The organism is Bradyrhizobium huanghuaihaiense (assembly GCF_025200885.1).
Classification (GTDB): domain Bacteria; phylum Pseudomonadota; class Alphaproteobacteria; order Rhizobiales; family Xanthobacteraceae; genus Bradyrhizobium; species Bradyrhizobium huanghuaihaiense.
In genome coordinates this window covers 5,326,812-5,346,999 of sequence record NZ_CP104172.1, presented here as the reverse complement: position 1 = coordinate 5,346,999, position 20,188 = coordinate 5,326,812, and the positions used below count along the sequence as shown (strand labels likewise).

28 protein-coding genes are annotated in these 20,188 nt (G+C 65.6%); 16 read left to right on the top strand and 12 right to left on the bottom strand.

From position 1 onward, the window contains the following. Positions 1-8: 8 nt before the first annotated feature. Entirely contained in the window at positions 9-395 is a 387-nt protein-coding gene (locus N2603_RS25735; protein ID WP_260384330.1) for an ester cyclase, read from the bottom strand. Positions 396-411: 16 nt separating this feature from the next. Continuing rightward, positions 412-1,302, bottom strand: a complete 891-nt coding sequence (locus N2603_RS25730; protein WP_260384329.1) for a LysR family transcriptional regulator — start codon at positions 1,300-1,302, stop codon at positions 412-414. A 101-nt stretch (positions 1,303-1,403) separates the two neighbouring features. Between N2603_RS25730 and N2603_RS25725 the strand changes: the two genes are divergently transcribed. Then, a complete protein-coding gene (locus N2603_RS25725; RefSeq protein WP_260384328.1) occupies positions 1,404-2,129 on the top strand; it encodes an SDR family oxidoreductase in 726 nt (241 codons plus the stop codon). On the opposite strand, the gene N2603_RS25720 is transcribed toward N2603_RS25725, so the two are convergent. From N2603_RS25720 to N2603_RS25710, 3 genes are all read right to left on the bottom strand, one after another. Continuing rightward, positions 2,126-2,998: a bifunctional helix-turn-helix transcriptional regulator/GNAT family N-acetyltransferase gene (locus N2603_RS25720; protein ID WP_260384327.1), complete on the bottom strand. Its 873-nt coding sequence runs from the start codon at positions 2,996-2,998 to the stop codon at positions 2,126-2,128. The two genes, N2603_RS25725 and N2603_RS25720, sit on opposite strands and share 4 nt — an antisense overlap. A gap of 51 nt (positions 2,999-3,049) precedes the next feature. Beyond that, entirely contained in the window at positions 3,050-3,463 is a 414-nt protein-coding gene (locus tag N2603_RS25715; RefSeq protein ID WP_260384326.1) for a cupin domain-containing protein, read from the bottom strand. A 77-nt stretch (positions 3,464-3,540) separates the two neighbouring features. Beyond that, a complete protein-coding gene (locus tag N2603_RS25710; protein ID WP_211403111.1) occupies positions 3,541-3,942 on the bottom strand; it encodes an Ohr family peroxiredoxin in 402 nt (133 codons plus the stop codon). Positions 3,943-4,084: 142 nt separating this feature from the next. Between N2603_RS25710 and N2603_RS25705 the strand changes: the two genes are divergently transcribed. Both N2603_RS25705 and N2603_RS25700 read left to right on the top strand, forming a co-directional pair. Then, the gene (locus N2603_RS25705; RefSeq protein WP_018646116.1) at positions 4,085-4,543 is read left to right on the top strand and encodes a MarR family winged helix-turn-helix transcriptional regulator; all 459 of its coding nucleotides are present in this window, start codon (positions 4,085-4,087) and stop codon (positions 4,541-4,543) included. 81 nt (positions 4,544-4,624) lie between these two features. After that, positions 4,625-5,368 carry a 2-keto-4-pentenoate hydratase gene (locus N2603_RS25700; protein WP_260384325.1) on the top strand — a complete coding sequence of 248 codons (744 nt, stop codon included), beginning with the start codon at positions 4,625-4,627 and terminating at the stop codon, positions 5,366-5,368. Positions 5,369-5,412: 44 nt separating this feature from the next. Here N2603_RS25700 and N2603_RS25695 read toward each other — a convergent pair whose 3' ends face one another. The 4 genes from N2603_RS25695 to N2603_RS25680 are packed head-to-tail and all read right to left on the bottom strand — an operon-like array spanning position 5,413 to position 8,793. Continuing rightward, positions 5,413-5,775 (bottom strand): MmcQ/YjbR family DNA-binding protein, encoded by a 363-nt coding sequence (locus N2603_RS25695; protein ID WP_260384324.1) that lies wholly within the window; start codon positions 5,773-5,775, stop codon positions 5,413-5,415. A gap of 44 nt (positions 5,776-5,819) precedes the next feature. Next, positions 5,820-6,863 (bottom strand): threonine aldolase family protein, encoded by a 1,044-nt coding sequence (locus N2603_RS25690; RefSeq protein WP_260384323.1) that lies wholly within the window; start codon positions 6,861-6,863, stop codon positions 5,820-5,822. Further along, positions 6,863-8,113 carry a dicarboxylate/amino acid:cation symporter gene (locus tag N2603_RS25685; RefSeq protein ID WP_260384322.1) on the bottom strand — a complete coding sequence of 417 codons (1,251 nt, stop codon included), beginning with the start codon at positions 8,111-8,113 and terminating at the stop codon, positions 6,863-6,865. The genes N2603_RS25690 and N2603_RS25685 overlap by 1 nt, the downstream gene beginning before the upstream one ends. Further along, on the bottom strand, positions 8,110-8,793 hold the full coding sequence (locus N2603_RS25680) for a GntR family transcriptional regulator (protein ID WP_260384321.1): 684 nt from the start codon (positions 8,791-8,793) through the stop codon (positions 8,110-8,112). The genes N2603_RS25685 and N2603_RS25680 overlap by 4 nt, the downstream gene beginning before the upstream one ends. Positions 8,794-8,946: 153 nt before the next feature. Here N2603_RS25680 and N2603_RS25675 point away from each other — a divergent pair, with 153 nt between their 5' ends. The 12 genes from N2603_RS25675 (at position 8,947) to N2603_RS25620 (ending at position 17,699) form a co-directional block, all read left to right on the top strand. Next, positions 8,947-9,582: a PadR family transcriptional regulator gene (locus tag N2603_RS25675; RefSeq protein WP_260384320.1), complete on the top strand. Its 636-nt coding sequence runs from the start codon at positions 8,947-8,949 to the stop codon at positions 9,580-9,582. Between the two features lie 15 nt (positions 9,583-9,597). Beyond that, positions 9,598-9,960 (top strand): O-methyltransferase, encoded by a 363-nt coding sequence (locus N2603_RS25670; RefSeq protein ID WP_260384319.1) that lies wholly within the window; start codon positions 9,598-9,600, stop codon positions 9,958-9,960. A 373-nt stretch (positions 9,961-10,333) separates the two neighbouring features. After that, a complete protein-coding gene (locus tag N2603_RS25665; protein WP_260384318.1) occupies positions 10,334-11,998 on the top strand; it encodes an acetolactate synthase large subunit in 1,665 nt (554 codons plus the stop codon). A gap of 208 nt (positions 11,999-12,206) precedes the next feature. Beyond that, entirely contained in the window at positions 12,207-12,554 is a 348-nt protein-coding gene (locus tag N2603_RS25660; RefSeq protein ID WP_260384317.1) for a Lin0512 family protein, read from the top strand. A 4-nt stretch (positions 12,555-12,558) separates the two neighbouring features. Then, complete coding sequence (locus tag N2603_RS25655) at positions 12,559-13,251, top strand: GNAT family N-acetyltransferase (RefSeq protein ID WP_260384316.1); 693 nt, start codon at positions 12,559-12,561, stop codon at positions 13,249-13,251. Between the two features lie 73 nt (positions 13,252-13,324). Further along, positions 13,325-14,509 carry a serine hydrolase domain-containing protein gene (locus N2603_RS25650; RefSeq protein ID WP_260384315.1) on the top strand — a complete coding sequence of 395 codons (1,185 nt, stop codon included), beginning with the start codon at positions 13,325-13,327 and terminating at the stop codon, positions 14,507-14,509. Positions 14,510-14,604: 95 nt separating this feature from the next. Continuing rightward, entirely contained in the window at positions 14,605-14,814 is a 210-nt protein-coding gene (locus N2603_RS25645; protein ID WP_026312472.1) for a YgaP family membrane protein, read from the top strand. Then, positions 14,811-15,332 (top strand): RNA polymerase sigma factor, encoded by a 522-nt coding sequence (locus N2603_RS25640; RefSeq protein ID WP_260384314.1) that lies wholly within the window; start codon positions 14,811-14,813, stop codon positions 15,330-15,332. The genes N2603_RS25645 and N2603_RS25640 overlap by 4 nt, the downstream gene beginning before the upstream one ends. 3 nt (positions 15,333-15,335) lie before the next feature. Further along, positions 15,336-15,683 carry a carboxymuconolactone decarboxylase family protein gene (locus N2603_RS25635; RefSeq protein WP_260384313.1) on the top strand — a complete coding sequence of 116 codons (348 nt, stop codon included), beginning with the start codon at positions 15,336-15,338 and terminating at the stop codon, positions 15,681-15,683. Between the two features lie 30 nt (positions 15,684-15,713). Next, complete coding sequence (locus tag N2603_RS25630; RefSeq protein WP_260424253.1) at positions 15,714-16,379, top strand: DUF429 domain-containing protein; 666 nt, start codon at positions 15,714-15,716, stop codon at positions 16,377-16,379. Positions 16,380-16,521: 142 nt separating this feature from the next. Next, positions 16,522-16,905 (top strand): hypothetical protein, encoded by a 384-nt coding sequence (locus tag N2603_RS25625; RefSeq protein WP_260384312.1) that lies wholly within the window; start codon positions 16,522-16,524, stop codon positions 16,903-16,905. 89 nt (positions 16,906-16,994) lie between these two features. Beyond that, complete coding sequence (locus N2603_RS25620) at positions 16,995-17,699, top strand: glutathione S-transferase family protein (RefSeq protein WP_260384311.1); 705 nt, start codon at positions 16,995-16,997, stop codon at positions 17,697-17,699. Positions 17,700-17,701: 2 nt separating this feature from the next. Here N2603_RS25620 and N2603_RS25615 read toward each other — a convergent pair whose 3' ends face one another. The 3 genes from N2603_RS25615 to N2603_RS25605 form a co-directional block, all read right to left on the bottom strand. Further along, the gene (locus N2603_RS25615) at positions 17,702-18,484 is read right to left on the bottom strand and encodes a sulfite exporter TauE/SafE family protein (protein WP_260384310.1); all 783 of its coding nucleotides are present in this window, start codon (positions 18,482-18,484) and stop codon (positions 17,702-17,704) included. 3 nt (positions 18,485-18,487) lie between these two features. After that, positions 18,488-19,120 carry a TetR/AcrR family transcriptional regulator gene (locus N2603_RS25610; protein WP_260384309.1) on the bottom strand — a complete coding sequence of 211 codons (633 nt, stop codon included), beginning with the start codon at positions 19,118-19,120 and terminating at the stop codon, positions 18,488-18,490. Positions 19,121-19,338: 218 nt separating this feature from the next. Next, a complete protein-coding gene (locus N2603_RS25605) occupies positions 19,339-19,710 on the bottom strand; it encodes a tRNA-binding protein (RefSeq protein ID WP_026312471.1) in 372 nt (123 codons plus the stop codon). Between the two features lie 105 nt (positions 19,711-19,815). Between N2603_RS25605 and N2603_RS25600 the strand changes: the two genes are divergently transcribed. Further along, entirely contained in the window at positions 19,816-20,169 is a 354-nt protein-coding gene (locus tag N2603_RS25600; protein ID WP_260384308.1) for an ArsC family reductase, read from the top strand. The last annotated feature ends 19 nt before the right edge of the window (positions 20,170-20,188 follow it).

The window sequence follows — 20,188 nt, the reverse complement described above, 5'->3', positions numbered from 1 at the left end:
GCGCGGCGTCAGAGCTGCGTCTCGATCGCTGTCTTGTCGATGATCGACCACACCTGCCGGATCTTTCCCTCGCGGAATTCGTAGAACACGTTTTCGCAGAAGGACACGCGCCGCCCGTTGACGGCAAGTCCAAGGAAAGTCCCCACGGGCGTGCAATCGAATCTCAGCCGCGCCGCGATCCCGGGTGGGTCCGACGCCAGCAGTTCGACGTTGAAGTGCAGGTCCGGGATTTCGCGAAAATCCTGCTCCAGCATCGCGCGATAACCGGACAGCCCGAGCGGCCGCGCGTTGTGGACGACGTCGTCGTGCACGAACTGTCCGAGCGCCGGCCAATCCTGCCGGTTCAGGCAGGCGATGTAGCCGTGATAAATGGCGGCAAGCTCGTTCCTGGTCACGGCGGGTTCCTTCGGCTCAGCCGCGCCGCTGCACGTGCTCGATCAGTGCGCGCAATTTTGGCGCCACGTTGCGGCGGCTCGGATAGTAGAGATAGAAGCCGGCGAAGGAGGCGCAATAGTCCTCCAGGATCGGCACCAGCTCGCCGCGTGCGATCGCGGGCCGGAAGCTCGCCTCCATGCCGAAGGTGATGCCGGCGCCGGCGACGGCGAGCTTGATCATCAGCGCCATGTCATTGGTCGTGATCTCGGGCGCGACCGCGACGCTGAACTCCTTGCCGCCGTCGGAAAACTCCCAGCGATAGGGCGTGACGTTCGGCGCCGGGCGCCAGCCGATGCAGCGAAACGCTGCGAGCTCGGACGGGTGCGAGGGCACACCGAAGCGATCGCGAAAGGCCGGCGCGCAGACCGCGAGCTGGCGTTCGTCGCCGGCGATCGGCAGCGCGATCATATCCTGCTCGATCACCTCGCCGAGCCGCACGCCGGCATCATAGCCGGCCGCGACGATGTCGAACTCCGCGTCGGTCACGGTGACGTCGAGCTGCACCTGCGGATTGGCTTCGGCAAAGCCGGCAAGAAACGGACCGGACAGGAAATGCTCGGCGATCGAGGAGACCGCGAGCCGCAACAGCCCGCGCGGCCGTCCACGCAGCGCCTCGGTGTTGCCGAGCGCGGCGCGCATGTCCGCAATGGCAGGGGCGATCTCCGCATGCAGCCGCTCGCCGGCCTCGGTCAGGCTGACGCTGCGCGTCGTGCGCTGGACCAGCGCGATGCCGAGCGTTTCCTCCAGTCGCCGGACGGTCTGGCTCACAGCCGAGCGCGTCACGCCGAGACGGTCCGCGGCGGCGCGAAAATTCCGCTCTTCGGCGACCAGCGCAAAGACGGCGAGGGCGTTGAGGTCGGTTTCCATCGGTTAGCGCAGCTTGCCAGCGTGGTTAGATATGATCGTCTTATCACAGCAAAGGCGTCGGTCCATGTTCCCGCAATCATTCCGAAAGAACGGGAAGTCTCATGGCAATCGACAAAGTCATTCTCATCACCGGCGCCTCCAGCGGCATCGGTGCAGGCATCGCGCGCGAGCTGGCCGCGGCCGGCGCCAAGGTCCTGCTGGGCGCGCGGCGCGCCGACCGCCTGAAGGATCTCGCGTCCGAGCTGAACGCGGCCGGCGGCACGGTACTCGCCCATCCGCTCGACGTCACCGACCGCGCCAACGTCGCCGCCTTCGCCGATGCCGCGCGCGGCGTCTGGGGCCGGGTCGACGTCATCGTCAACAATGCCGGCGTGATGCCGCTGTCGCTGATGGCTTCGCTGAAGGTCGAGGAATGGGACCGGATGGTCGATGTCAACATCAAGGGCGTGCTCTACGGCATCGCCGCGGTGCTGCCGGAGATGGCGGCGCGCGGCTCCGGCCATGTGATCAACATCGCCTCGATCGGCGCCTTGGGCGTGTCGCCGACGGCGGCTGTCTACTGCGCGACCAAATATGCGGTGCGGGCGATCTCCGACGGCCTGCGCCAGGAGCATGACAATATCCGCGTCACCTGCATCCATCCCGGGGTGGTCGAGAGCGAGCTGGCCGATACCATCACCGACCCCGTGGCCGCAGCGGCGATGAAGACCTATCGTGCCATCGCGCTTCAGCCCGACGCGATCGCCCGCGCCGTGCGCTTCGCCATCGAGCAGCCCGACTATGTCGATGTCAACGAGATCGTCGTGCGTCCGACGCGAACGACCTAGAGCCGCTTTTCGAAGAACAGGTCCGGGTAGGGATCGTCATTGAAGCGCGGAATCTCGCGCCAGCCGGTGTTGCGGTAAAGCTGGGCGGCCTCGGGCAGCGCGCTGTTGGTGTCGAGCCGCAACAGGGCGATACCGAGCTCGCGCGCCGCGGCCTCAGTCGCGTCCATCAGGCGCCGGCCGAGCCGCAGCCCGCGCGCGGCGGGGGCGACCCAGAGCCGCTTGATCTCGGCGTAGCCGTGGTCGGTTCCCTTCAAGCCCACGCACCCGATCGGCAGCGTGTCCGACATCGCGACGATGAAGGTGCCGCGCGGCCGGCGCATGTCCTTGGCGTCAGGATCGCGCGACAGGGACACGTCAAAGCCCTGCTTGAAGCGGCGGCCGAGCTCGGCATAGTACTCAGCGAGGCAATAGCGTGCCTGTTCGGATTGAGGATCGATCTCATCGAGCGAAACGCGCTCTCGCGTCAATGCGGATGCGATCAGGTCCATCGCCGCCAGCAAGGCCTCGCGCTGCGCATGCTGCGCTAGGAATCCCTCGGCCTGGGCGTTCGAGAGCGCCTCGTAGGCCGCGAACTCGCGCCGGCCAGTGCGCGTCAGCTTTGCCACGCGACGGCGGGCGTCGTCCGCATGCGTACTGGTCTCGACCACTCCCTCGTCCTCGAGGCTGCGCAGCAGCCGGCTCATCAGGCCGGAATCGAGCCCGAGATAGTCGCGGATCTCGGCGACGTCCGAACGCCCGTGCCCGATCGCATTGAGCACGCGCGCGGCCCCCAGCGGCCGCCCGCGCCCGAGGAACGAGTTATCGAGTGCGCCGACGGCAGAAGTGACGGCACGGTTGAAGCGGCGGACGCGGGAAACTGGGTTTAGCATGATGTCTGACTTTAGTCAGATATCATGCGCGGGTCAATCGGAACGGCCGGCTCACTGCGCCAGCGTCAGCAGCGGCTTGTCCTTGGCGACGATATAGGTCGCAAGCTCGCTGGCGGTGTCAACGCCGACATTCTTCGCCGCATGCACTGTGCCGGCGGGGATGAACAGCACGTCGCTAGCTTTCAGCGTGACCGGCGGCTTGCCCTCGACGTCGTATTCGATGGCACCTGCCAGCACATAGATGATCTCCTCGCCCGGATGGGTGTGCCGGCCGAATGCCACGCCCGGGGCGAGATCGACGCGCACTTGCACTGCCTCGCGCCCGGGCGAGCTGAGATCGTGGCGCTGCAGGTCAGTGCGCGTGACGCCGGCCTGCGCCGCCGCGGCCGGCAGGGTGAACAGGTTTGCCGCGAGCAGGACCGCGCTCGACAGCGCGCGCAGGGTTCGCAGACGACGATGGCTCATGGTCGGCTCCTTGTGGTGAGTACGTTGTCCGCGCCGCGCGGGCCCGGCCGATGCCGGCCGGTCCGCGTCGTGGCGCTTCAGACGAGGGTGGTTGTCACCTCGATGTTGCCGTGCACCGCCTTGGAGTAGGGGCAGATCCCATGTGCGGCCTCGATCAGTTCCTGCGCGACCGCGCGATCGACGCCGGGGACGCTGACGTCGAGACGGGCGCGCAGGAAGAAGGCGCCGCCGGCGTTGTTCAGGTCGATCGCGGTGTCGACCGACGGCTCGCTCGGCAGCTTGACCTTGCGCTGGGCAGCCGCGAGCCCGAGCGCGCCGAGATAGCAGGCCGACCACGCGGCGGCGAACAGGTTTTCGGCGGCCGGGTGCGGCTGGGCCAGCTTGACGTTCAGGAAGCCGTCGCTGGAGTGCGCAGCCCCATCGGCGCCCGAGGTGACGTGGGTCTTGCCCGTGAAGAGAACCTTTGCAGCGGATGTCATGGTCGTATCCTTTGTGATTAATCGTATCCGATCTAATCGGATACGTGTCGAAATAGTCCCACTGCATTCCGTGGTCAAGCTCTTCCGATTTAATCGGATGCGATTTATATAGGTCCGCAGATCACGAATTGCGGAGGTTCCCGTGGCCCGTTCCCCCAAAACTGCCGGCAAAGGCCGAAAACTCTCGAATTTCCTGTGCTTTGCCGTCTATTCGGCCAATCTCGCCTTCGGCCGGGCCTATAAGCCCCTGCTGGACAAGGTCGGGCTCACCTACACCCAGTACATCGCCCTGGTGGCGCTGTCGGACGAGGACGAGCAGACCGTCAGCGCGCTCGGCGAGAAGCTGTTCCTGGAATCCAACACGCTGACGCCGATCCTGAAGAAGCTCGAGCAGATGGGGCTGATCAAGCGCCACCGCGATCCCGCCGACGAGCGGCAGGTGCGCCTGAGCCTGACGCCTGCGGGGCGCAAGCTGATCGAGCAGGATCTCGGCGGGTCGCTGATTGAGGCGACGGGTCTTGGCGACGATTTTCCGGTGGTGCAGAAGACGGTGAGCGAATTGCGCGACAATCTGCTGCGTGCGACCAAGGCCGATGACTAGCGCATCGAGACATTACAAAAGGGGAGTTTCCGCCACGGCACGCCTCGTCGCCGAGGCCGGGCCCCATTACGGGAGAACATCGTGACCAATGCGAGTGAAGCGGCAGACCGGTTGGTCGCAGCGAGAGGCAGCGGGCGGGCGGTCGCCTGGCGCGACATTCTTCCGCCGGATCGTGCCGGCGCCTACGCGATCCAGGATGCCACGCTCGCCCGGATCGGTCCGGTCGGCGGGTGGAAGGTCGGCGCGTCGAGCCCGGACGCCGAGCCCGTCTGCGCGCCGCTGCCGGCGTCGGGCCTGCTTGCCTCAGGCGCGCGGCTCGGCCCGGAATTCCGCCTGCGCGGTGTCGAAGTGGAAGTCGCGCTCCGGGTCGGGCGCGCGCTCACGGCTGACGACGCCGCGTTGCCCGATCCCGAACTGGCACGCGCCTTCGACGCGGTCTATCCCGCCATCGAGGTGGTCGAGACTCGTCTCGAGGATTGGACGAACAGTGTTGCCCTGGCCCAGCTTGCGGATTTGCAGAGCCACGGCGCGTTGCTGATCGGAGCAGCCGCGACAGTCAGCCCGGCTTCCATCGATCTCAGAAGCGTCGAGGCGCATCTCTCCATCGGCGAAGACATCAGCCGTCGAACCATTGGAGGCAATCCCGCAGGCGACATCTGGCGTCTGCTGCGCTGGCTCATCCGCCATTGTGCGGACCGGGGTGTGCCTCTCTTGCCGGGCCAGATCGTCACGACAGGCTCGTGTACCGGCATGGTCTTCGCAGAAGCGGGGACCAGCGCCCGGGCGCGCCTTGCGGGTTTCGGCGAGGTTGCCGTCGACTTCTGAGCTGGAAGAATGAAGGTTCAGCATCGTCGCGACCGCGGGGATGATCACGCCGGCGGGGCGAGCCCCAGCGTCTTGCGGGCCTTGCGCGTCAGCCTCGCCACGATCAGCGCATGGGCCTGCACCAGATAGGCCGTGAGCTCGGCGTCTGGCAGCGCGTTGTTGCTGACGAGCTGTACCCATTTGGCGCGGGCGAGATACGGTGCCGGCCGCGCCAGGCCGTGCTCGATCAGCATCCCGTAGGCCATGTCCGAGACCTTGAACATGTAGCCGCCGGAGCCTGCGGCAAAGCCGCCGCCGAGCGCGAACATCATGCCGCCGACCTTGAATACCGAAGTGCCTTCCCACTGCACCACCTTGGTGGCAGCGGGCAGGCGCAGGCAGCGCGCTTCGAAGGTTTTCGGAGTCATGGCGCGAGCGATAGCACGCCAAACCCGGCTTGCAAGGCCGCCAGCTAGCGGCCGAGCGCCGCGAAGGCGGCGATGGTGCGGTCGACTGCGCTGTCGCCAATGTGGCGATGGGTGACGAGCCGGAGCTGCGAGGGGCCGCTCGCCTGCACCAGGATGCCGTGCCGTTTCACGCCCTCGGCCCATGCGGCGGCGTCGCGCGCGCTTGCGGAGGCGTCGACGCGGAGGATGTTGGTCTGCACCTGGTCGGGATCGGCGAGCGCCGGGTCGAGCCAGCTCAAAGCCGCGGCGAGCCGCTTTGCGGCCGCATGATCCTCGGAGAGGCGGTCGATCATCGTCTCCAGCGCGACGAGGCCCGCGGCCGCGACGATTCCGGACTGGCGCATGGTGCCGCCGACGAGTTTTCGCAAGGCTCTTGCCCTTGTGATGACATCGTTGGAACCGCAGAGCAGGCTGCCGACCGGGGCGCTCAGTCCCTTGGACAGGCAGACCATCACGCTGTCGGCGTGCGCGGCGATCCCCGCCGCGGGCACGCCGAGCGCGACCGCGGCATTGAACAGGCGCGCGCCGTCCAGATGCACGGGAATCCCGCGTGCCTGCCCGAGCGCATGAATGCGCGTCATGTGCGCCAGGGGCAGCACTGCGCCGCCGGCGCCGTTATGCGTCGTCTCCATCGCGATCAGGCCGGGGCGCTGCGACGAGCGGATCGCGTCCGCGAGCGCCGTCTCGTCCATTGCGCCGCGGCGGCCCGGCATCGGTTTGGGCAGGAGCCCTGCGATCGTCGCGACGCTGCCGAGTTCCGAGTTGAGCAGATGCGCACCGCCATCTGCGAACACGTCCGCGCCGCGCTCGGCATGGGCGAGCATCGCCAGCAGATTGCCCATCGTGCCGCTCGGCACGAACAGGGCCGCTTCCTTGCCGATCAAGGCGGCGCCGCGCACCTCGAGCGCGCGGACCGTCGGATCGCCCTCGCGGCCGTCGTCGCCGAGCGGGGCGCGCTGCATGTGCTCCAGCATCGCCGCGGTCGGCAGCGTGACGGTGTCGCTGCGCAGGTCGACGATGCCGTCGCTGCCGCCCTGTTGCGTCGTCATCAGGCGTCCTGCACTTGCAGGCCGGCGGCCACGGGTTGAGCCTCGTCCGAGACGACGTCGCCGGCAAAGCGTTCCACCAGCTTCACCGCAACCGTGTTGCCGAACACATTGATCGCGGTGCGGCCCATGTCGAGGAAGGCGTCGACGCCGGCGATGATCGCCAGTGCCTCGATCGGCAGCCCGATCGCCGACAGCACCATGGCAATCGCAACCAGCCCGCCGGAGGGAACGTTGGCGCTGCCCTTGCTCGCGATGGTCGTGACCATGAGGATGGTGAACAGCGTCGACCAGGTCAGCGTCACGCCATAGGCCTCCGCGAGGAAGGTGACGGCGAGCGCGAAATACATGATGGCGCCGTCGCGGTTGAAGGCGTAGCCGAGCGGCAGCACCACCGAGACGATGCGCTCCGAGGCGCCCATCGCCCGCAGCTTCTCCATGTGCAGCGGCAGCGTCACTTCCGAGGAGCGGGTGGAGAAGGCGAGGATCATCGGCTCCATCACCGCTTTGGTGACGGCAATCGGCCTCTCGCCGATCGCAAGCAGCATCAGCCAGAAGATCGCGACCATGATGGCAAGGCCGAGATACATGACGCCGACGAGCTTTGCGAGCGCGACCACGGTGGCGAGGCCTTGCGTCGCAAACAGCCAAGCCATCACCGCGAAGATGGCGATCGGCGCCAGCGAGGTGATCCATTTGGTGATCTTGAACATCGCCGCCATCACTGCTTCGAGCACCGCAACCATGGGCTCGCCGACCTTGCCGATCGAGGCGAGGGCCAGGCCGAACAGAATGGCGAAGACGAGCGTCGGCAGGATCTTCTGCTCGGCCATCGCCGCCACGATGTTGGAGGGGATCATGTCCATGAAGAACTTGATCCAGTCGACCGACACCGCGAGGTTCTGCGGCACCTTGCCGGTTGCGGCCAGCGGCGCGCCGGCGCCCGGATGGAAGGCGGCGTTGAGGAGAAGTCCGATCAGGATCGAGATCACGGTCGCGAGGTAGAAATAGCCGAGGCTGATCGCGGCGACGCGGCCCAGGACCTTCAGCTCGCTGCCCATCCGGTAGAGGCCGAGCGTGACCGCCGCGAACACCACTGGAATGACGATCATCTTCACAGCCTCGACGAAGGCGGTGCCGATCGGCCGCAGGCTCGCGCCGACATCGGGCCAGAGCAGGCCGACGCAAAGACCCAGCACCAGGCCGAGCAGCATCTGGACCACGAGGGGCAATCTGAGCAGCGGCCGGATCATGCGTGATGGTCTCCTTGTCCCGGATATTGCGTGCGGATGGCGCCGAGCGCGGTGAGGCGCGCCTCGAAGGCGGACGACAGATGCCGCCACATGCGCTGCTGCGCGGCGTCGGGGTCGTGCGCTTCGATGGCCGCGTAGATGTCGAGATGCTCGCTGACAGCCTGGCGCGTACGATCGACGCTGTATTGCCGCATCTTCTGCAGGGCGAGGCCGCTCTGCGCGCGCAGATTGTCGTAGGACTGCGCCAGCCGGCCGTTGCCGGTGGCGCGAAACAATTCGTCGTGGAAGGCCCAGCCGACCTGCTGCGCTTCCTCCACATCGAGATTCTCGCGCGACTGAATCCTGCGGAGCTCCTCGGCGCATCGGCGCAGCGGCTCCGTCGGCCCGCGCGTCGCGGCCAGATAGGCGGCCATGCCTTCGAGCGCGAGCCGCAATTCGTGGATCTCGCGGAGATCGTCGAACGACATCTGGCGCACGAAGGTGCCGCGCATCGGATGGATGGTGAGAAGGCCGTCCCTGGCGAGAGCCTTCAGAGCCTCGCGGATCGGTGTGCGGCCGAGCGCGAGCCGGCTCGACAGGCTGCGCTCGGAAAGAGGCTCGTCGGGCCCGAACTCGCCTGACGTGACGAGGTCGCGGAGCAGCGAATAGGCGCGATCGCGCTCGAGGGAGGTCATGGGCATAACTGGCATACCAGCGGTATGTCATGGGTATGTCAAGCTTGGCGACTGATTTTGCTGGTGAAACCGACCCAAAGCCAAAATCACGGGCTTGTGCCTTGCGTCTATCATCTCAAAACATATCTTACGATATATCTAACAACGGAGACGCAAGATATGTTTCGAGGCAAGCATTATGACAGGCACGGCCGAGAGGAGCACGAGTTTCGCTTCGCGTTCGCCATGGGTCGGCACGGCGGCGGGCGGCATCGCTTCGGCCGCGGCGGCCACGGCTTCTTCGGGCGCGGTGGCGACGACTTTCCCGGCGCACGTCGGCTGTCCTCGCAGGACCTTCAGCTCGTGATCCTGGCGCTGCTCGCCGAAAACCCGGCACACGGCTATGAGCTGATCAAGATCATCGAGGAGCGCTCCGACGGCTTCTACACGCCGAGCCCCGGCGTGATCTATCCGGCGCTGACCTATCTCGAAGAGGTCGGCCACAGCAGCGTCCAGCAGGACGGCGGGCGCAAGCTCTACAGCATCACACCGCAGGGCGAGGCGCATTTGGCCGAGAACCGTTCGACCGCGGATGCGATCCTTCAGGCGCTGTCGCGGATCGGGCGCCGCATGGACGAGGTGCGCGAAGCTTTTGCCGGCGTCAGCGATCTCGACGCTGGTGCCTCCGATGAACTGCACCGTGCCCGCCATAACCTCAAGCGCGCGCTGCGCAGCAAGCACGGCAGCGACGCGGCCGAGGCCCGCCGCATCGCTGCGATCCTGGATCGCGCCGCTGCGGAAATCCTCGGCAAGTGATGGAGGACGCCACGCATGAATGATCGGCCCCCCTCGGAGATCGTGCCGGCCAAGGTCGAGACCGCCAGGCGCAATCTCGCGGAGGCGGGCCTTGCCGACTACGCCGAGATCCGCGAGGGCGATGCGCGACAGACGTTGCGCGATCTCGGCGGTCCCGTCGACTTCGTTCTGATCGATGGCTGGCCGGGCGAGGGAGGTCCTTCGCTGGCACGCGAGGTGATCGAGATCGTCGCGCCGCAGCTACTGATCGGCGGCTACGGCATGAACGACAATGCCGAGCCCGACTACCTCGACTTCATCCGCGATCCCCGAAACAGCTTCGTCTCGATGACGCTGCCGCTTAAGGGCGGCACCGAGCTCAGCCTGAAGGTGAAGTGAGATATTGTAGCCCGGGTGAGCGAAGCGATACCCGGGACCGCTGCGTCCGGTGGCACGATTCCCAGATGTCGCTTTGCTCATCCGGGCTACAAGACCTTGCGAGCTACAGAAACAGGCCGGTGCCCCTTGCTCCGTCATTGCGAGCGTAGCGAAGCAATCCAGACTGCCACGGCGGAAAGATTCTGGATTGCTTCGCTGCGCTCGCAATGACGGTGCTGAAGCAGTAGGGCGCGATTTTTCCCCGCCTTCGCCGGGACGACCCCGTTGAGAGAGTAGAGCGCCGCTTTGTGAGTTGTACCTGAGCCGCAGGCGGGTACGATGCGCGCGAGGTTCCCGCCGAAGGCGGAAGCCGGAGCTGCGACAGGGAGGCGACATGAGCGGGCAGGACCACAAAGTGAAGGGATCGGACCTGTTTGTTGCGGCCCTGGAGAACGAAGGCGTCGATCGCATTTTTGGCGTTCCCGGCGAGGAGAACCTCGATCTGGTCGAATCGCTGCGCAACTCCAGGATCGAGCTGGTCCTGACCCGCCACGAGCAGGCCGCTGCCTTCATGGCCGCTACGCATGGAAGACTGACCGGCAAGCCCGGTGTTTGTCTCTCCACACTCGGCCCCGGCGCGCTCAACCTGTCCACCGGTGCTGCCTATGCGCATCTCGGCGCGATGCCGATGATCCTGATCACCGGGCAGAAGGCGATCATGAGCAGCCGGCAGGCGCGTTTCCAGATCGTGGACGTGGTCGCCACCATGAAGCCGCTGACGAAGCTGTCGCGGCAGATCGTCAGCGCCTCCAGCATTCCGACCGTGGTGCGCGATGCCTTTCGCGTGGCGATGGAGGAGCGCCCGGGACCGGTGCATCTCGAGCTGCCCGAGGACATCGCGGGCGACGAGGTGTCCGCCGTCCCCGTGATCCCGATCCATCCGATCGAGATACCCGTCGCCCATCGCGCCGCGCTCGACCGCGCTGCCGAGATGATTTTGGCCGCGAAGCGCCCGCTGGTGATGATGGGCGCGGCGACCAGCCGACCGCGCTCGACGCACGGCATCGCGAGCTTCGTGCGGCGCACCGGCATTCCCTTCTTCACCACGCAGATGGGGAAGGGCACCGTGCCCGGCGGCACCAATCTCTATATGGGGACTGCCGCGCTGTCCGAGCGCGACTATGTTCATGATGCCATCGACGCCGCCGATCTGATCGTGGCGATCGGTCACGACCCGATCGAGAAGCCGCCCTTCATCATGGGGCCGTCGGGGCCGAAGGTGATTCACGTCAGCTACACCTCGGCCAGCGTCGAGCAGGTCTATTTCCCCGATGCCGAGGTCGTCGGCGATGTCGGCCCGAGCCTGGAGCTGCTCGCCGACCGCCTCGAGGGCAAGTTGCCGCAGGCCGCGGCGCTGTTGCCGCTGCGCGAAGAAATTCTCAGCCACATCGCCGACCGCGCCACCGAGGCACGCTGGCCGCCGACGCCGCAGCGCATCGTGCACGACATCCGCCAGGTGATCCCGGAGAACGGCATCGTCGCGCTCGACAACGGCATGTACAAGATCTGGTTCGCGCGCAACTACCGCACCCGCGTCGCCAACACGCTGCTGCTCGACAATGCGCTGGCGACCATGGGCGCAGGCCTGCCGTCGGCGATGATGGCCGCGATGCTCTATCCCGATCGCCGCGTGCTCGCGGTCGCCGGCGACGGCGGCTTCATGATGAACAGCCAGGAGATGGAGACCGCGGTCCGCCTCAAGCTCAACCTCGTCGTGCTGGTGCTGGAGGATAACGCCTACGGCATGATCCGCTGGAAGCAGGCCGTCGATCACTTTGCCGATTATGGCATGACCTTTGGCAATCCGGATTTTGCGCTGTACGCAAAATCCTACGGGGCCAAGGGGCACCGCATCGCAAGCATCGACAGCTTTGGCCCGACGCTCGAGGCGGCGTTCAAAGAAGGCGGCGTGCACCTGGTCTCGATCCCGATCGACTACTCCGAGAACGTGCGGGTGCTCGTCGACGAGCTCCGCGCGCACGAGAAATCGAAGGCGTGATTGACGGCGCAAAGCTATCTCCACACCGTCATTGCGAGCGCAGCGAAGCAATCCAGACTGTCTCCGCGGAAAGATTCTGGATTGCTTCGCTGCGCTCGCAATGACGGAGGTCTCGGCAAAGATCTCCTGCTAACATGAGAACCACACTTGTGCCGCAGCCACTGATCTCCGACACTCTCATTCACCCAATCAACCACAGGACTATGAAATGACTCGCGTTCGTTGTGTCACCGAGATGGGGATGGGCGTCGACGTCCATGGCAGGGACGCCACCAAGGCGGCGAAGCGGGCGGTGTCGGATGCCATCAGGCATTCGAGTCTCGGCTTCTTCCGCATGATCGGCAAAACCGCGAACGATATGTTCGTCGACGTCACGATCGGCGTGCCCAACCCGGAGGCGGTGGACGAGGAAGCCGTTGCGAAGGAGCTGCCTTACGGCACCGTGACCGTGACTGCGGTCAAGGGCGGGCTGGAGATCCCCTCGGCTACGGAAGTTGCCAACGACCCGATCCTCATCGCCAACGCCGCCGTCATCGTCAGCTTCGACAAGGACTAGGCCGGTGTCCGACAGTGATGTGGCGCTGCTGGATCGTCCGATCTGGAGCGCGTTGACGACGAGCCAGAAGCACCTGGCTGAGGGCGGCCCGCAAGCGCTGCGCTATCCTGTGGATATGACGCCCTTTGCCGACATGGTCGACATGTCCGCGGCAAGCTTTGCCGCGCTCGGTGATTTGCTGTCGCCCTCGCAGGTCGCCGCGCTGTTCACGCCGGAGCCGGTCGACGTTCCCGTCGGCTTCAAGGTGGTGCTCGCCGACACCGGGGAGCAGATGATCGGCTCGCCCGCCGACAGTCCGCTGCGTGACGCCGAGATCGTCACGCTGGGAGCGGCCGACGTGCCCGCGATGATGGCGCTGACGGAGCTGACCAAGCCCGGGCCGTTTGCCGCGCGGACGCATCAACTCGGCACATTCCTCGGCATCCGCGCCGGCGGCGAACTGGTCGCGATGACCGGTGAGCGGATGAAGCCCGGAAAGTTCGTGGAGATGACGGCCGTCTGCGTCCACCCGGACTATCGCGGGCGCGGCTATGCGCAGGCGCTGCTCGCGGCGGTCGCGCGCCGGATCGAGGCGCGCGGCGAAATTCCGTTCCTGCATGTATTCTCGAACAACACCTCCGCGATTGGGCTGTACCAGCGGCAGGGCATGCGGATCCGGCGTCGCCTGCACGTTACCGCGCTGATGAAGCAGGGATGAGCGTTTCTCGGCGGGGCTTCATATCCGCCGAATTCGCGCTATATCGATCCCAACCATAATTTGGGGGAAACAGGTGGACGCCAGAACGACAGATTTTTCCGCCGCACGGACGGCAATGCAGCGCTACGTCGATCAGGAGATCATTCCGGGCGTATCCTGGGCGGTGCTGCGGGGCCGCGAGGTCGTCGATCAGCAATGCGTCGGCTTTGCCGACCGCGAAGCGAAGACGGCACTCCGGCCCGACCATATCTTCCGTGCGTTCTCGAACACCAAGATCTTCGTCACCTGCGCGATCATGCTGCTGGTCGAGGAAGGCCGCATCGGGCTCGATGATCCGGTCGAGAAAGTCCTGCCGCAGCTCGGCAATCGCAAGGTCTTGAAGCAGGGCGCAACAAGCCTTGCCGATGTCGAGCCGGCGAAGGGCCCGATCACGATCCGGCAACTCCTGACCCACACCTCCGGCCTCAGCTACGGCATCTTCGATCCCGGCACGGTGCTGTTCAAAGGCTACAACGAGGCGCGCGTGCTCAATCCGCTGACGCCGCTCTCCGACATGATCGACAAGCTCGCCGAACTACCGCTGTCCTATCATCCCGGTGCGGGCTGGGAGTATTCAGTGGCCACCGACGTGCTCGGACGCATCGTGGAGGTCGTCTCGGGCAAGCCGCTCGATGCCTTCCTCAAGGCGCGCATCTTCGATCCCCTCGGCATGACCGACACCGGATTTTACATCCCCGAGGCGCAGCAAGGCAGGCTGGTCGCGCTCTACAATGGTGCCGACGTGCTCGACCCGATGAAGCCGGGCCTCACGCGCGCCGACAATCTTCCTTTTCCGCAGGCCTATCGGCGGCCGTTCCCGCGGCTGTCGGGCGGCGGCGGTCTGGTCTCGACCTTGCCGGACATGCTCGCGCTGGTGCGTGCATTGTTGCCCGGGTCGGATGCGCTGCTGAAGCCGGACACGTTGCGGCAGATGATGACGAACCAGCTGCCCGCAGGCCAGACCATCCGCTTTGCCAATCTCGGCCCGATCCCCGGCAAGGGTTTTGGTCTCGGCGGCGCCGTTACCTTCGCGCCGACGCCGTTCGATCCGCCGAACTCCACCGGCGAATTCCAGTGGGGCGGGCTTGCCGGCACCCATTGGTGGATCTGCCCACAGGCCAATACCGCGGGTGTCCTGATGGCCCAGCGCTACATGGGCTTCTGGAATCCGTTCTTCTTCGAATTCAAGCGCCTGGCCTATCAGGCCGTCGGAGGCTGATCGCGAAAAAATTGCCGGCTGCCGCGAATCCTTTCGGGGCGTCGCGCCCTCTTGATGATCGAGGCATTTTGCTTCGGCTCATCTCGGAGGATGCGATGGCATTTTACAGGAAGAACATCGGCGGCCTGCACCAGGCGGTGCGGATCGCCTTGGGCGTGGCGGTCGCGGGCGCGGCATTGGTTTACCTGGCCGGCGCGACGGCGTGGCTGGTTGCGCTCGGCGGTGCCGGCTTCGCGCTGACGGGGCTCGTCGGTTATTGCCCGATGTGCGCGATGGCGGGGATCGGACGAGGAGGCTTGTCGTGAGTGCGGCCGCGATCTCGCCGGACCTGTTCGAGGCCGCGCGGCTCGGCGATCCCGAGGCGATCGCGCGCCTGCTCGAGACGGCTCAGCCGGATATCCGCCGCTATGCGCGGGCGACCTGCCGCAGCTCGGCGGATGCCGAGGATGCGACGCAGGAGGCGCTGTGGATCCTGTTCCGCCATGTCGGCACGATCCGCTCGCTGCTGGCGTTCTCGGCCTGGGTGTTCAGCGTGGTCCGCCGTGAATGCCTGCGGCTTGCGCGCAAGGCGGGCCTCGCGCCGGCTGTCGAAGAGAGCGAGGCGAAAGCCGCATTGCTGTTGCGGCCCGAGGCCGATCTGCGGCTCGACGTGGCCGCGGCCTTCGAGGCGCTGCCGCCGCACTATCGCGATGTCGCGCTGATGCGCGACGTCAAGGAGATGACGATCGATGAAATCGCCGCCGCGCTCGGTGCGACCAGGCAGACCGTGAAGGCGCGGCTGCATCGCGCCCGCGCCTTGATGCGCGAATATCTGACGAGATGAGACATGACCGATTATCAAAGCCCCGACGATCTGAAATCGATTCCGGCGTTCGTTGCGCTCGCGCCGGTCGAGGCCAACGCGTTCCTGGCGTTCAATCATGCGGTCGAACGCAAGGACGGAGCGATCCCGCCGAAATATCGCGAGCTGATCTCGCTCGCGGTCGCGCTGACGACGCAATGCGCCTATTGTCTCGACGTGCATACGGCGCAGGCGGCCAAGGCCGGCGCAACGCGCGAGGAGGTCGCCGAAGCCGCATTGATCGCGGCCGCCGTGCGCGCCGGCGGCACGCTCGGTCACGCGCTGCTCGCGCAGCGGCTGTTCGAACGGCATCGAGACGGCAGCACGGGATGAACGAGCGTCGTCAGGGGCTGATTCGTGCGCGTGAATAGCTATCTCGGCCTCGACGGATTTCGCTTCGGCTGGGTCGCAGCCTGGATCGATGATCTCGGCGATCACGGCTTCGATTATTCACCGGGCTTGATGCGCCTGCTCGCGATCCCGCACCTACGCGCGATGATCGACATGCCGATCGGATTGCCCCTGAGCGGCTATCGCGCTTGCGATCTGCGTGCGCGCGAACTTGTCGGGCCCGCCGTGTTTCTCGGCGCGCGCAGGGACCTCTGGACCTTCCCGGACATGGCCGCGGCCAATCGCCATTACTGGGAGCACGAAGGCAAGGGCAGGGGCGTGTCGGCGCAGCTCTGGAATATCAGGGACAAGATGAGAGAGGTCGACGAGATCATGACGTCAGCCCGGCAGGCGACGATCGGCGAAGCGCATCCGGAGTTGATCTTCTGGAATCTCGCAGGGCGAATCCGTCTCGCAAGGAAGACGTCGGCGCACGGTCGCGAACAGCGCATCGCGCTGCTGGAGCAGCGCGGCTTCACGCGGCTGCCGAAATGGTTGACGCTGCGCCATGGCACAGGCATCGGCCGCGACGATCTCATCGATGCCTGCGCCTGCGCGGTCGCGGCACGCGACAGTACGCAGCGTATCGGTGGGGAGGAGATCGATCCGCGCGGATTGCGGATGGAGATCAATTTTTGAGGCCAATCGGCCCTCCCGATCGCCTTCGCGGTGGCAGCGACTATTGCGAACCGGATTCGAGCGAGGCGCCCTCGGCGTCCAGTCTTGTTGCTCGCGCTTCATACTCGTCGGCCATCGCTCGCAACCGTTGTGCGGCTGCGTCATGAGCGAGTTCGTTCGCGACGCGGCGACAGCGTTCAGCGTGGTCGAGCAGGGCGCGCTTCTCGATGTTCATCCAGCGACAACGCTCGAAGGCGCCATTGGTCCCTGCGTAGGCCGCCGGAACCGCGCGATGGACTCGTGGCGAGTGTCGGGAAAAACTGGCAATATTTTCATGCCGCCTCGGAACGTGGCGCTTGAGCCGACGTTTACACCAAAGGCTGTTGAGGGACAAAATACCATGTACGACGTGTGCCAATTGGCGACCGCGATTCTCGCGATTGCCTTTACGGCCCTGCTGTTGGTCACGGGGCAACGGTTCATCGAGTATCGACTGCAGCATGAAGCAATGACCCCGATCGTGGCGATGGCAACGCTGCCGCGATAGCTGTGGGTTCGCCGGGACGAATCGTGACTTGCGCGGTGCGGCATCTCGCCTAGATTGAGCGCGCCTCAGTCCATGCACCAAAGGTCCCGATGTCCGATCTCTCCGACTTTCCCGTCACCAAGCGCTGGCCGGCCAAGAATCCCGAATTGCTTCAGCTCTATTCGTTGCCGACGCCGAACGGCGTCAAGGTTTCGATCATGCTGGAAGAGATCGGACTGTCATACGAAGTCCACCTCGTCGATTTCGGCAAGGACGACCAGAAGACGCCGGAATTCCTCTCGCTCAATCCGAACGGCAAGATCCCGGCGATGCTCGATCCCAACGGTCCCGGCGGCAGGCCGCTGGCGCTGTTCGAATCCGGAGCGATCCTGCAATACCTGGCGGAGAAGACCGGCAAGCTGCTGCCGCAGGACGCCGCACGGCGCTACCAAACCATCCAGTGGCTGCATTTCCAGATGGGCGGCATCGGGCCGATGTTCGGCCAGGTCGGATTCTTCCACAAATTCGCCGGCAAGGACTTTGAGGACAAGCGGCCGCTGCAGCGCTACGTCGACGAGTCAAAGCGGTTGCTCGGCGTGATGGAGACGCATCTTTCCGGCCGCCAATGGTTCATGGATGACGACTACACCATCGCCGATATCTCCATGCTCGGCTGGGTGCGTAACCTCATCGGCTTTTACGGCGCGGGCGAGCTCGTCGCGTTCAGCCAGTTCAAGTCCGTCGGTGCCTGGCTCGAGCGGGGACTTGCGCGGCCGGCGGTGCAGCGCGGCCTGAACATTCCGAAGCGGCCGTAAGATCAGCTCAGCGCTTTGTAGGTCATGTAGAGCGCCATCAGCGAGACGAGGGCGATCATGGCTCGGCGCAGCGCGGCTTTGCTGACGCCGTTGGCCGCGCGTGCGCCGAGATCGGTGCCGACCCACAGGCCCGCCAGGATGCCGAGGATCGCCGGCCAGCCGACCATGAGCCCCTTGCTCCAGTAGATCGAGGCGGCGGGAATGTTGGTCGGGATTACCGAGAAGATCAGGCTGACGAGTTGCGCCTGATGCTGCGGCACGCGCAGGCCCGCGGCGAGGCCGACGGTGATCGCGAGCCCGCCGCCGATGCCCATGAAGCCGGAGGAGAATCCGGCCAGCGTGCCGATGAGGAGCAGAGGCAGCCAGGGCAGTTCGTCTTGTGCGCCAGGCTCGCTGCCGGCGTCCTTACGGTCGCCGCGCAGAAGCAACATTGCGATCAGCGCGACGAGATAGACGACGTAGGTCCATTGCAGCGCTGCGTCGGACACCGCCGCCGCGGCGTAGCCGCCGCCCGCGCCGCCGACGAGAAATCCGAGACCGATCCAGGCGATCCACGCCAGAGGACTACGATTGCCGCTCTGCCAATAGCGACGCGCACCGGCAAGGCCCGTCGGAGGGATCTGCGTGATCAAAGACGTTCCCTGCGCGACGTGTTGTTCGGCCCCGAGCAACAGCACGGAGAAGATGACGAGGCCGCCACCCGGACTCGTGCCCGTGAAGCCCGATGCCAATCCCGCGACGAGACCGACGCTGCCGCCGGCAAGGAGTTCAGGGATCCAGCTCATCGCTCATGTCCTGGTCCGTCGCTTGACGTCCGGCCTGGTCGTGCGCAGACCGTCGATCACGCCATCGACCGCCGCCATGCAGGCTGCGACGTCAAAATCCTCGCCCCAGCTTTTCTGCAGCACGAAGCCCTGGAAGATCGCGATCAGCATGCGCGCGATCGCTTCGGCGCCGAGGTCGCGCTTGATGAGGCCGTCATGCTGACCACGTTCGACGAGTGCCACGATCAGGGCGCGCGGCATGTCGATGCCTTCGACGACGCTGCTGCGGACGCGGCGGTTGCGCAAGGCCTCGGCCCAGCCATGGATGCCGACGCAGCGGCGGGCTTCGCCGGCGGGATCGGTGAGCCATTGCGCGTAGACGCGAACCAGCGCGTGCAGTCCTTCAATCGGGTCGCCCGATCCCTGCGCGACCGAGTTGAGCACGGCCTCGCGCCGATGCCGGTCGTCGGCCAGCGCCTCGATCAGATCGTCCTTGCTCTGGAAGTAGAGATAGACGGCGCCGTGGCTGAGTCCCGATCGTTTGACGATGTCGGCCATGCCGGTCTGGTGAAAGCCGTCTTCCGCGAAGCAGGCGAGGGCGGCCTCGAGGATCTGCTGCCGCCGGCCTTCGCGCTGCTTGTCGCTGATCTTGGGCATTGGGCTGTCCCTCAATAGCTGACCGGTCGATCGTTTTAGTTGTTGGCGAGTTTTGGCCGACTTCTCTGCCATAGAAATAAAAAACGATCAGTCAGTTATTTTTATTGCCAAAGAGAGTTTTGGTCAAGTCCTGGCCGTCGGGGGACGAGAAACAGGGGGATTATGCCGTTGCGACCGCGCGGGGCAGGAGCGGAGCTGCGGTCCGTGGTTCGTTGCGGCTAGAACAGCCGTCCGCCGTTCGGCACCGGCTTGCTCGGCTGCACCAGGACGACCTTGCCGTCGGCGTCGGGAAAGCCGAGCGTCAGCACCTCCGAGACAACGGGTCCGATCTGGCGCGGCGGAAAGTTGACGACCGCCGCGACCTGTTGTCCCACCAGCGTCTCGAGCGGATGGTTCTCGGTGATCTGCGCCGAGCTCTTGCGCACGCCGATCGCGGGTCCGAAGTCGATCCAGAGACGCCAGGCCGGCTTGCGCGCCTCCGGGAACGGCTTGGCGTCGACGATGGTGCCGACGCGGATATCGACCGCGAGGAAGCTGTTGAAATCGATGGTCGGCGAGGCGGCGGCCGCGGGATCGTGGGTGACGTGCATCATGTGTCCGTTTTGCAGAGCGGGCTTCGTTTGCAATATTGTCGCGCGAAGTGGAGTTTCGTACAACGCCGCTGCCGAAGCATCACGCATGCGCGAGGAGTTGTCTTGCCCAACATCATCTACGGCATCAAGAACTGCGACACCATGAAGAAGGCGCGCACCTGGCTCGACAGTCATGGCGTGGCTTACGACTTCCACGACTACAAGGCCGTGGGCGTCGAGAAGGACAAGCTCAAGCAGTGGAGCGACAAGGTCGGCTGGGAGATGCTGCTCAATCGCGCCGGCACGACATTCAAGAAGCTCCCCGATTCCGACAAGGAAGGCCTCACCGAGAAGAAGGCGCTGGCGTTGATGCTGGCGCAGCCGTCGATGATCAAGCGGCCGGTGCTGGAAGTCGGCGGCAAGCTGCTGGTCGGCTTCAAGCCCGACATCTATGCCAAGGAAGTCAAGGCCAAGTAAGTCAGGGGCAAGTAAGCCG

What these genes read in the sequence shown, in the direction of transcription:
- N2603_RS25670 (WP_260384319.1), top strand. Translation starts at nt 9,598, where the DNA reads ATGAATGATCGGCCCCCCTCGGAGATCGTGCCGGCCAAGGTCGAGACC.
- N2603_RS25730 (WP_260384329.1), bottom strand. Translation starts at nt 1,302, where the DNA reads ATGGAAACCGACCTCAACGCCCTCGCCGTCTTTGCGCTGGTCGCCGAA.
- N2603_RS25690 (WP_260384323.1), bottom strand. Translation starts at nt 6,863, where the DNA reads ATGACGACGCAACAGGGCGGCAGCGACGGCATCGTCGACCTGCGCAGC.
- N2603_RS25710 (WP_211403111.1), bottom strand. Translation starts at nt 3,942, where the DNA reads ATGACATCCGCTGCAAAGGTTCTCTTCACGGGCAAGACCCACGTCACC.
- N2603_RS25660 (WP_260384317.1), top strand. Translation starts at nt 12,207, where the DNA reads ATGACTCGCGTTCGTTGTGTCACCGAGATGGGGATGGGCGTCGACGTC.
- N2603_RS25725 (WP_260384328.1), top strand. Translation starts at nt 1,404, where the DNA reads ATGGCAATCGACAAAGTCATTCTCATCACCGGCGCCTCCAGCGGCATC.
- N2603_RS25610 (WP_260384309.1), bottom strand. Translation starts at nt 19,120, where the DNA reads ATGCCCAAGATCAGCGACAAGCAGCGCGAAGGCCGGCGGCAGCAGATC.
- N2603_RS25605 (WP_026312471.1), bottom strand. Translation starts at nt 19,710, where the DNA reads ATGCACGTCACCCACGATCCCGCGGCCGCCGCCTCGCCGACCATCGAT.
- N2603_RS25625 (WP_260384312.1), top strand. Translation starts at nt 16,522, where the DNA reads ATGAGCGAGTTCGTTCGCGACGCGGCGACAGCGTTCAGCGTGGTCGAG.
- N2603_RS25615 (WP_260384310.1), bottom strand. Translation starts at nt 18,484, where the DNA reads ATGAGCTGGATCCCTGAACTCCTTGCCGGCGGCAGCGTCGGTCTCGTC.
- N2603_RS25715 (WP_260384326.1), bottom strand. Translation starts at nt 3,463, where the DNA reads ATGAGCCATCGTCGTCTGCGAACCCTGCGCGCGCTGTCGAGCGCGGTC.
- N2603_RS25680 (WP_260384321.1), bottom strand. Translation starts at nt 8,793, where the DNA reads ATGCCCATGACCTCCCTCGAGCGCGATCGCGCCTATTCGCTGCTCCGC.
- N2603_RS25695 (WP_260384324.1), bottom strand. Translation starts at nt 5,775, where the DNA reads ATGACTCCGAAAACCTTCGAAGCGCGCTGCCTGCGCCTGCCCGCTGCC.
- N2603_RS25620 (WP_260384311.1), top strand. Translation starts at nt 16,995, where the DNA reads ATGTCCGATCTCTCCGACTTTCCCGTCACCAAGCGCTGGCCGGCCAAG.
- N2603_RS25645 (WP_026312472.1), top strand. Translation starts at nt 14,605, where the DNA reads ATGGCATTTTACAGGAAGAACATCGGCGGCCTGCACCAGGCGGTGCGG.
- N2603_RS25720 (WP_260384327.1), bottom strand. Translation starts at nt 2,998, where the DNA reads ATGCTAAACCCAGTTTCCCGCGTCCGCCGCTTCAACCGTGCCGTCACT.
- N2603_RS25665 (WP_260384318.1), top strand. Translation starts at nt 10,334, where the DNA reads ATGAGCGGGCAGGACCACAAAGTGAAGGGATCGGACCTGTTTGTTGCG.
- N2603_RS25635 (WP_260384313.1), top strand. Translation starts at nt 15,336, where the DNA reads ATGACCGATTATCAAAGCCCCGACGATCTGAAATCGATTCCGGCGTTC.
- N2603_RS25685 (WP_260384322.1), bottom strand. Translation starts at nt 8,113, where the DNA reads ATGATCCGGCCGCTGCTCAGATTGCCCCTCGTGGTCCAGATGCTGCTC.
- N2603_RS25675 (WP_260384320.1), top strand. Translation starts at nt 8,947, where the DNA reads ATGTTTCGAGGCAAGCATTATGACAGGCACGGCCGAGAGGAGCACGAG.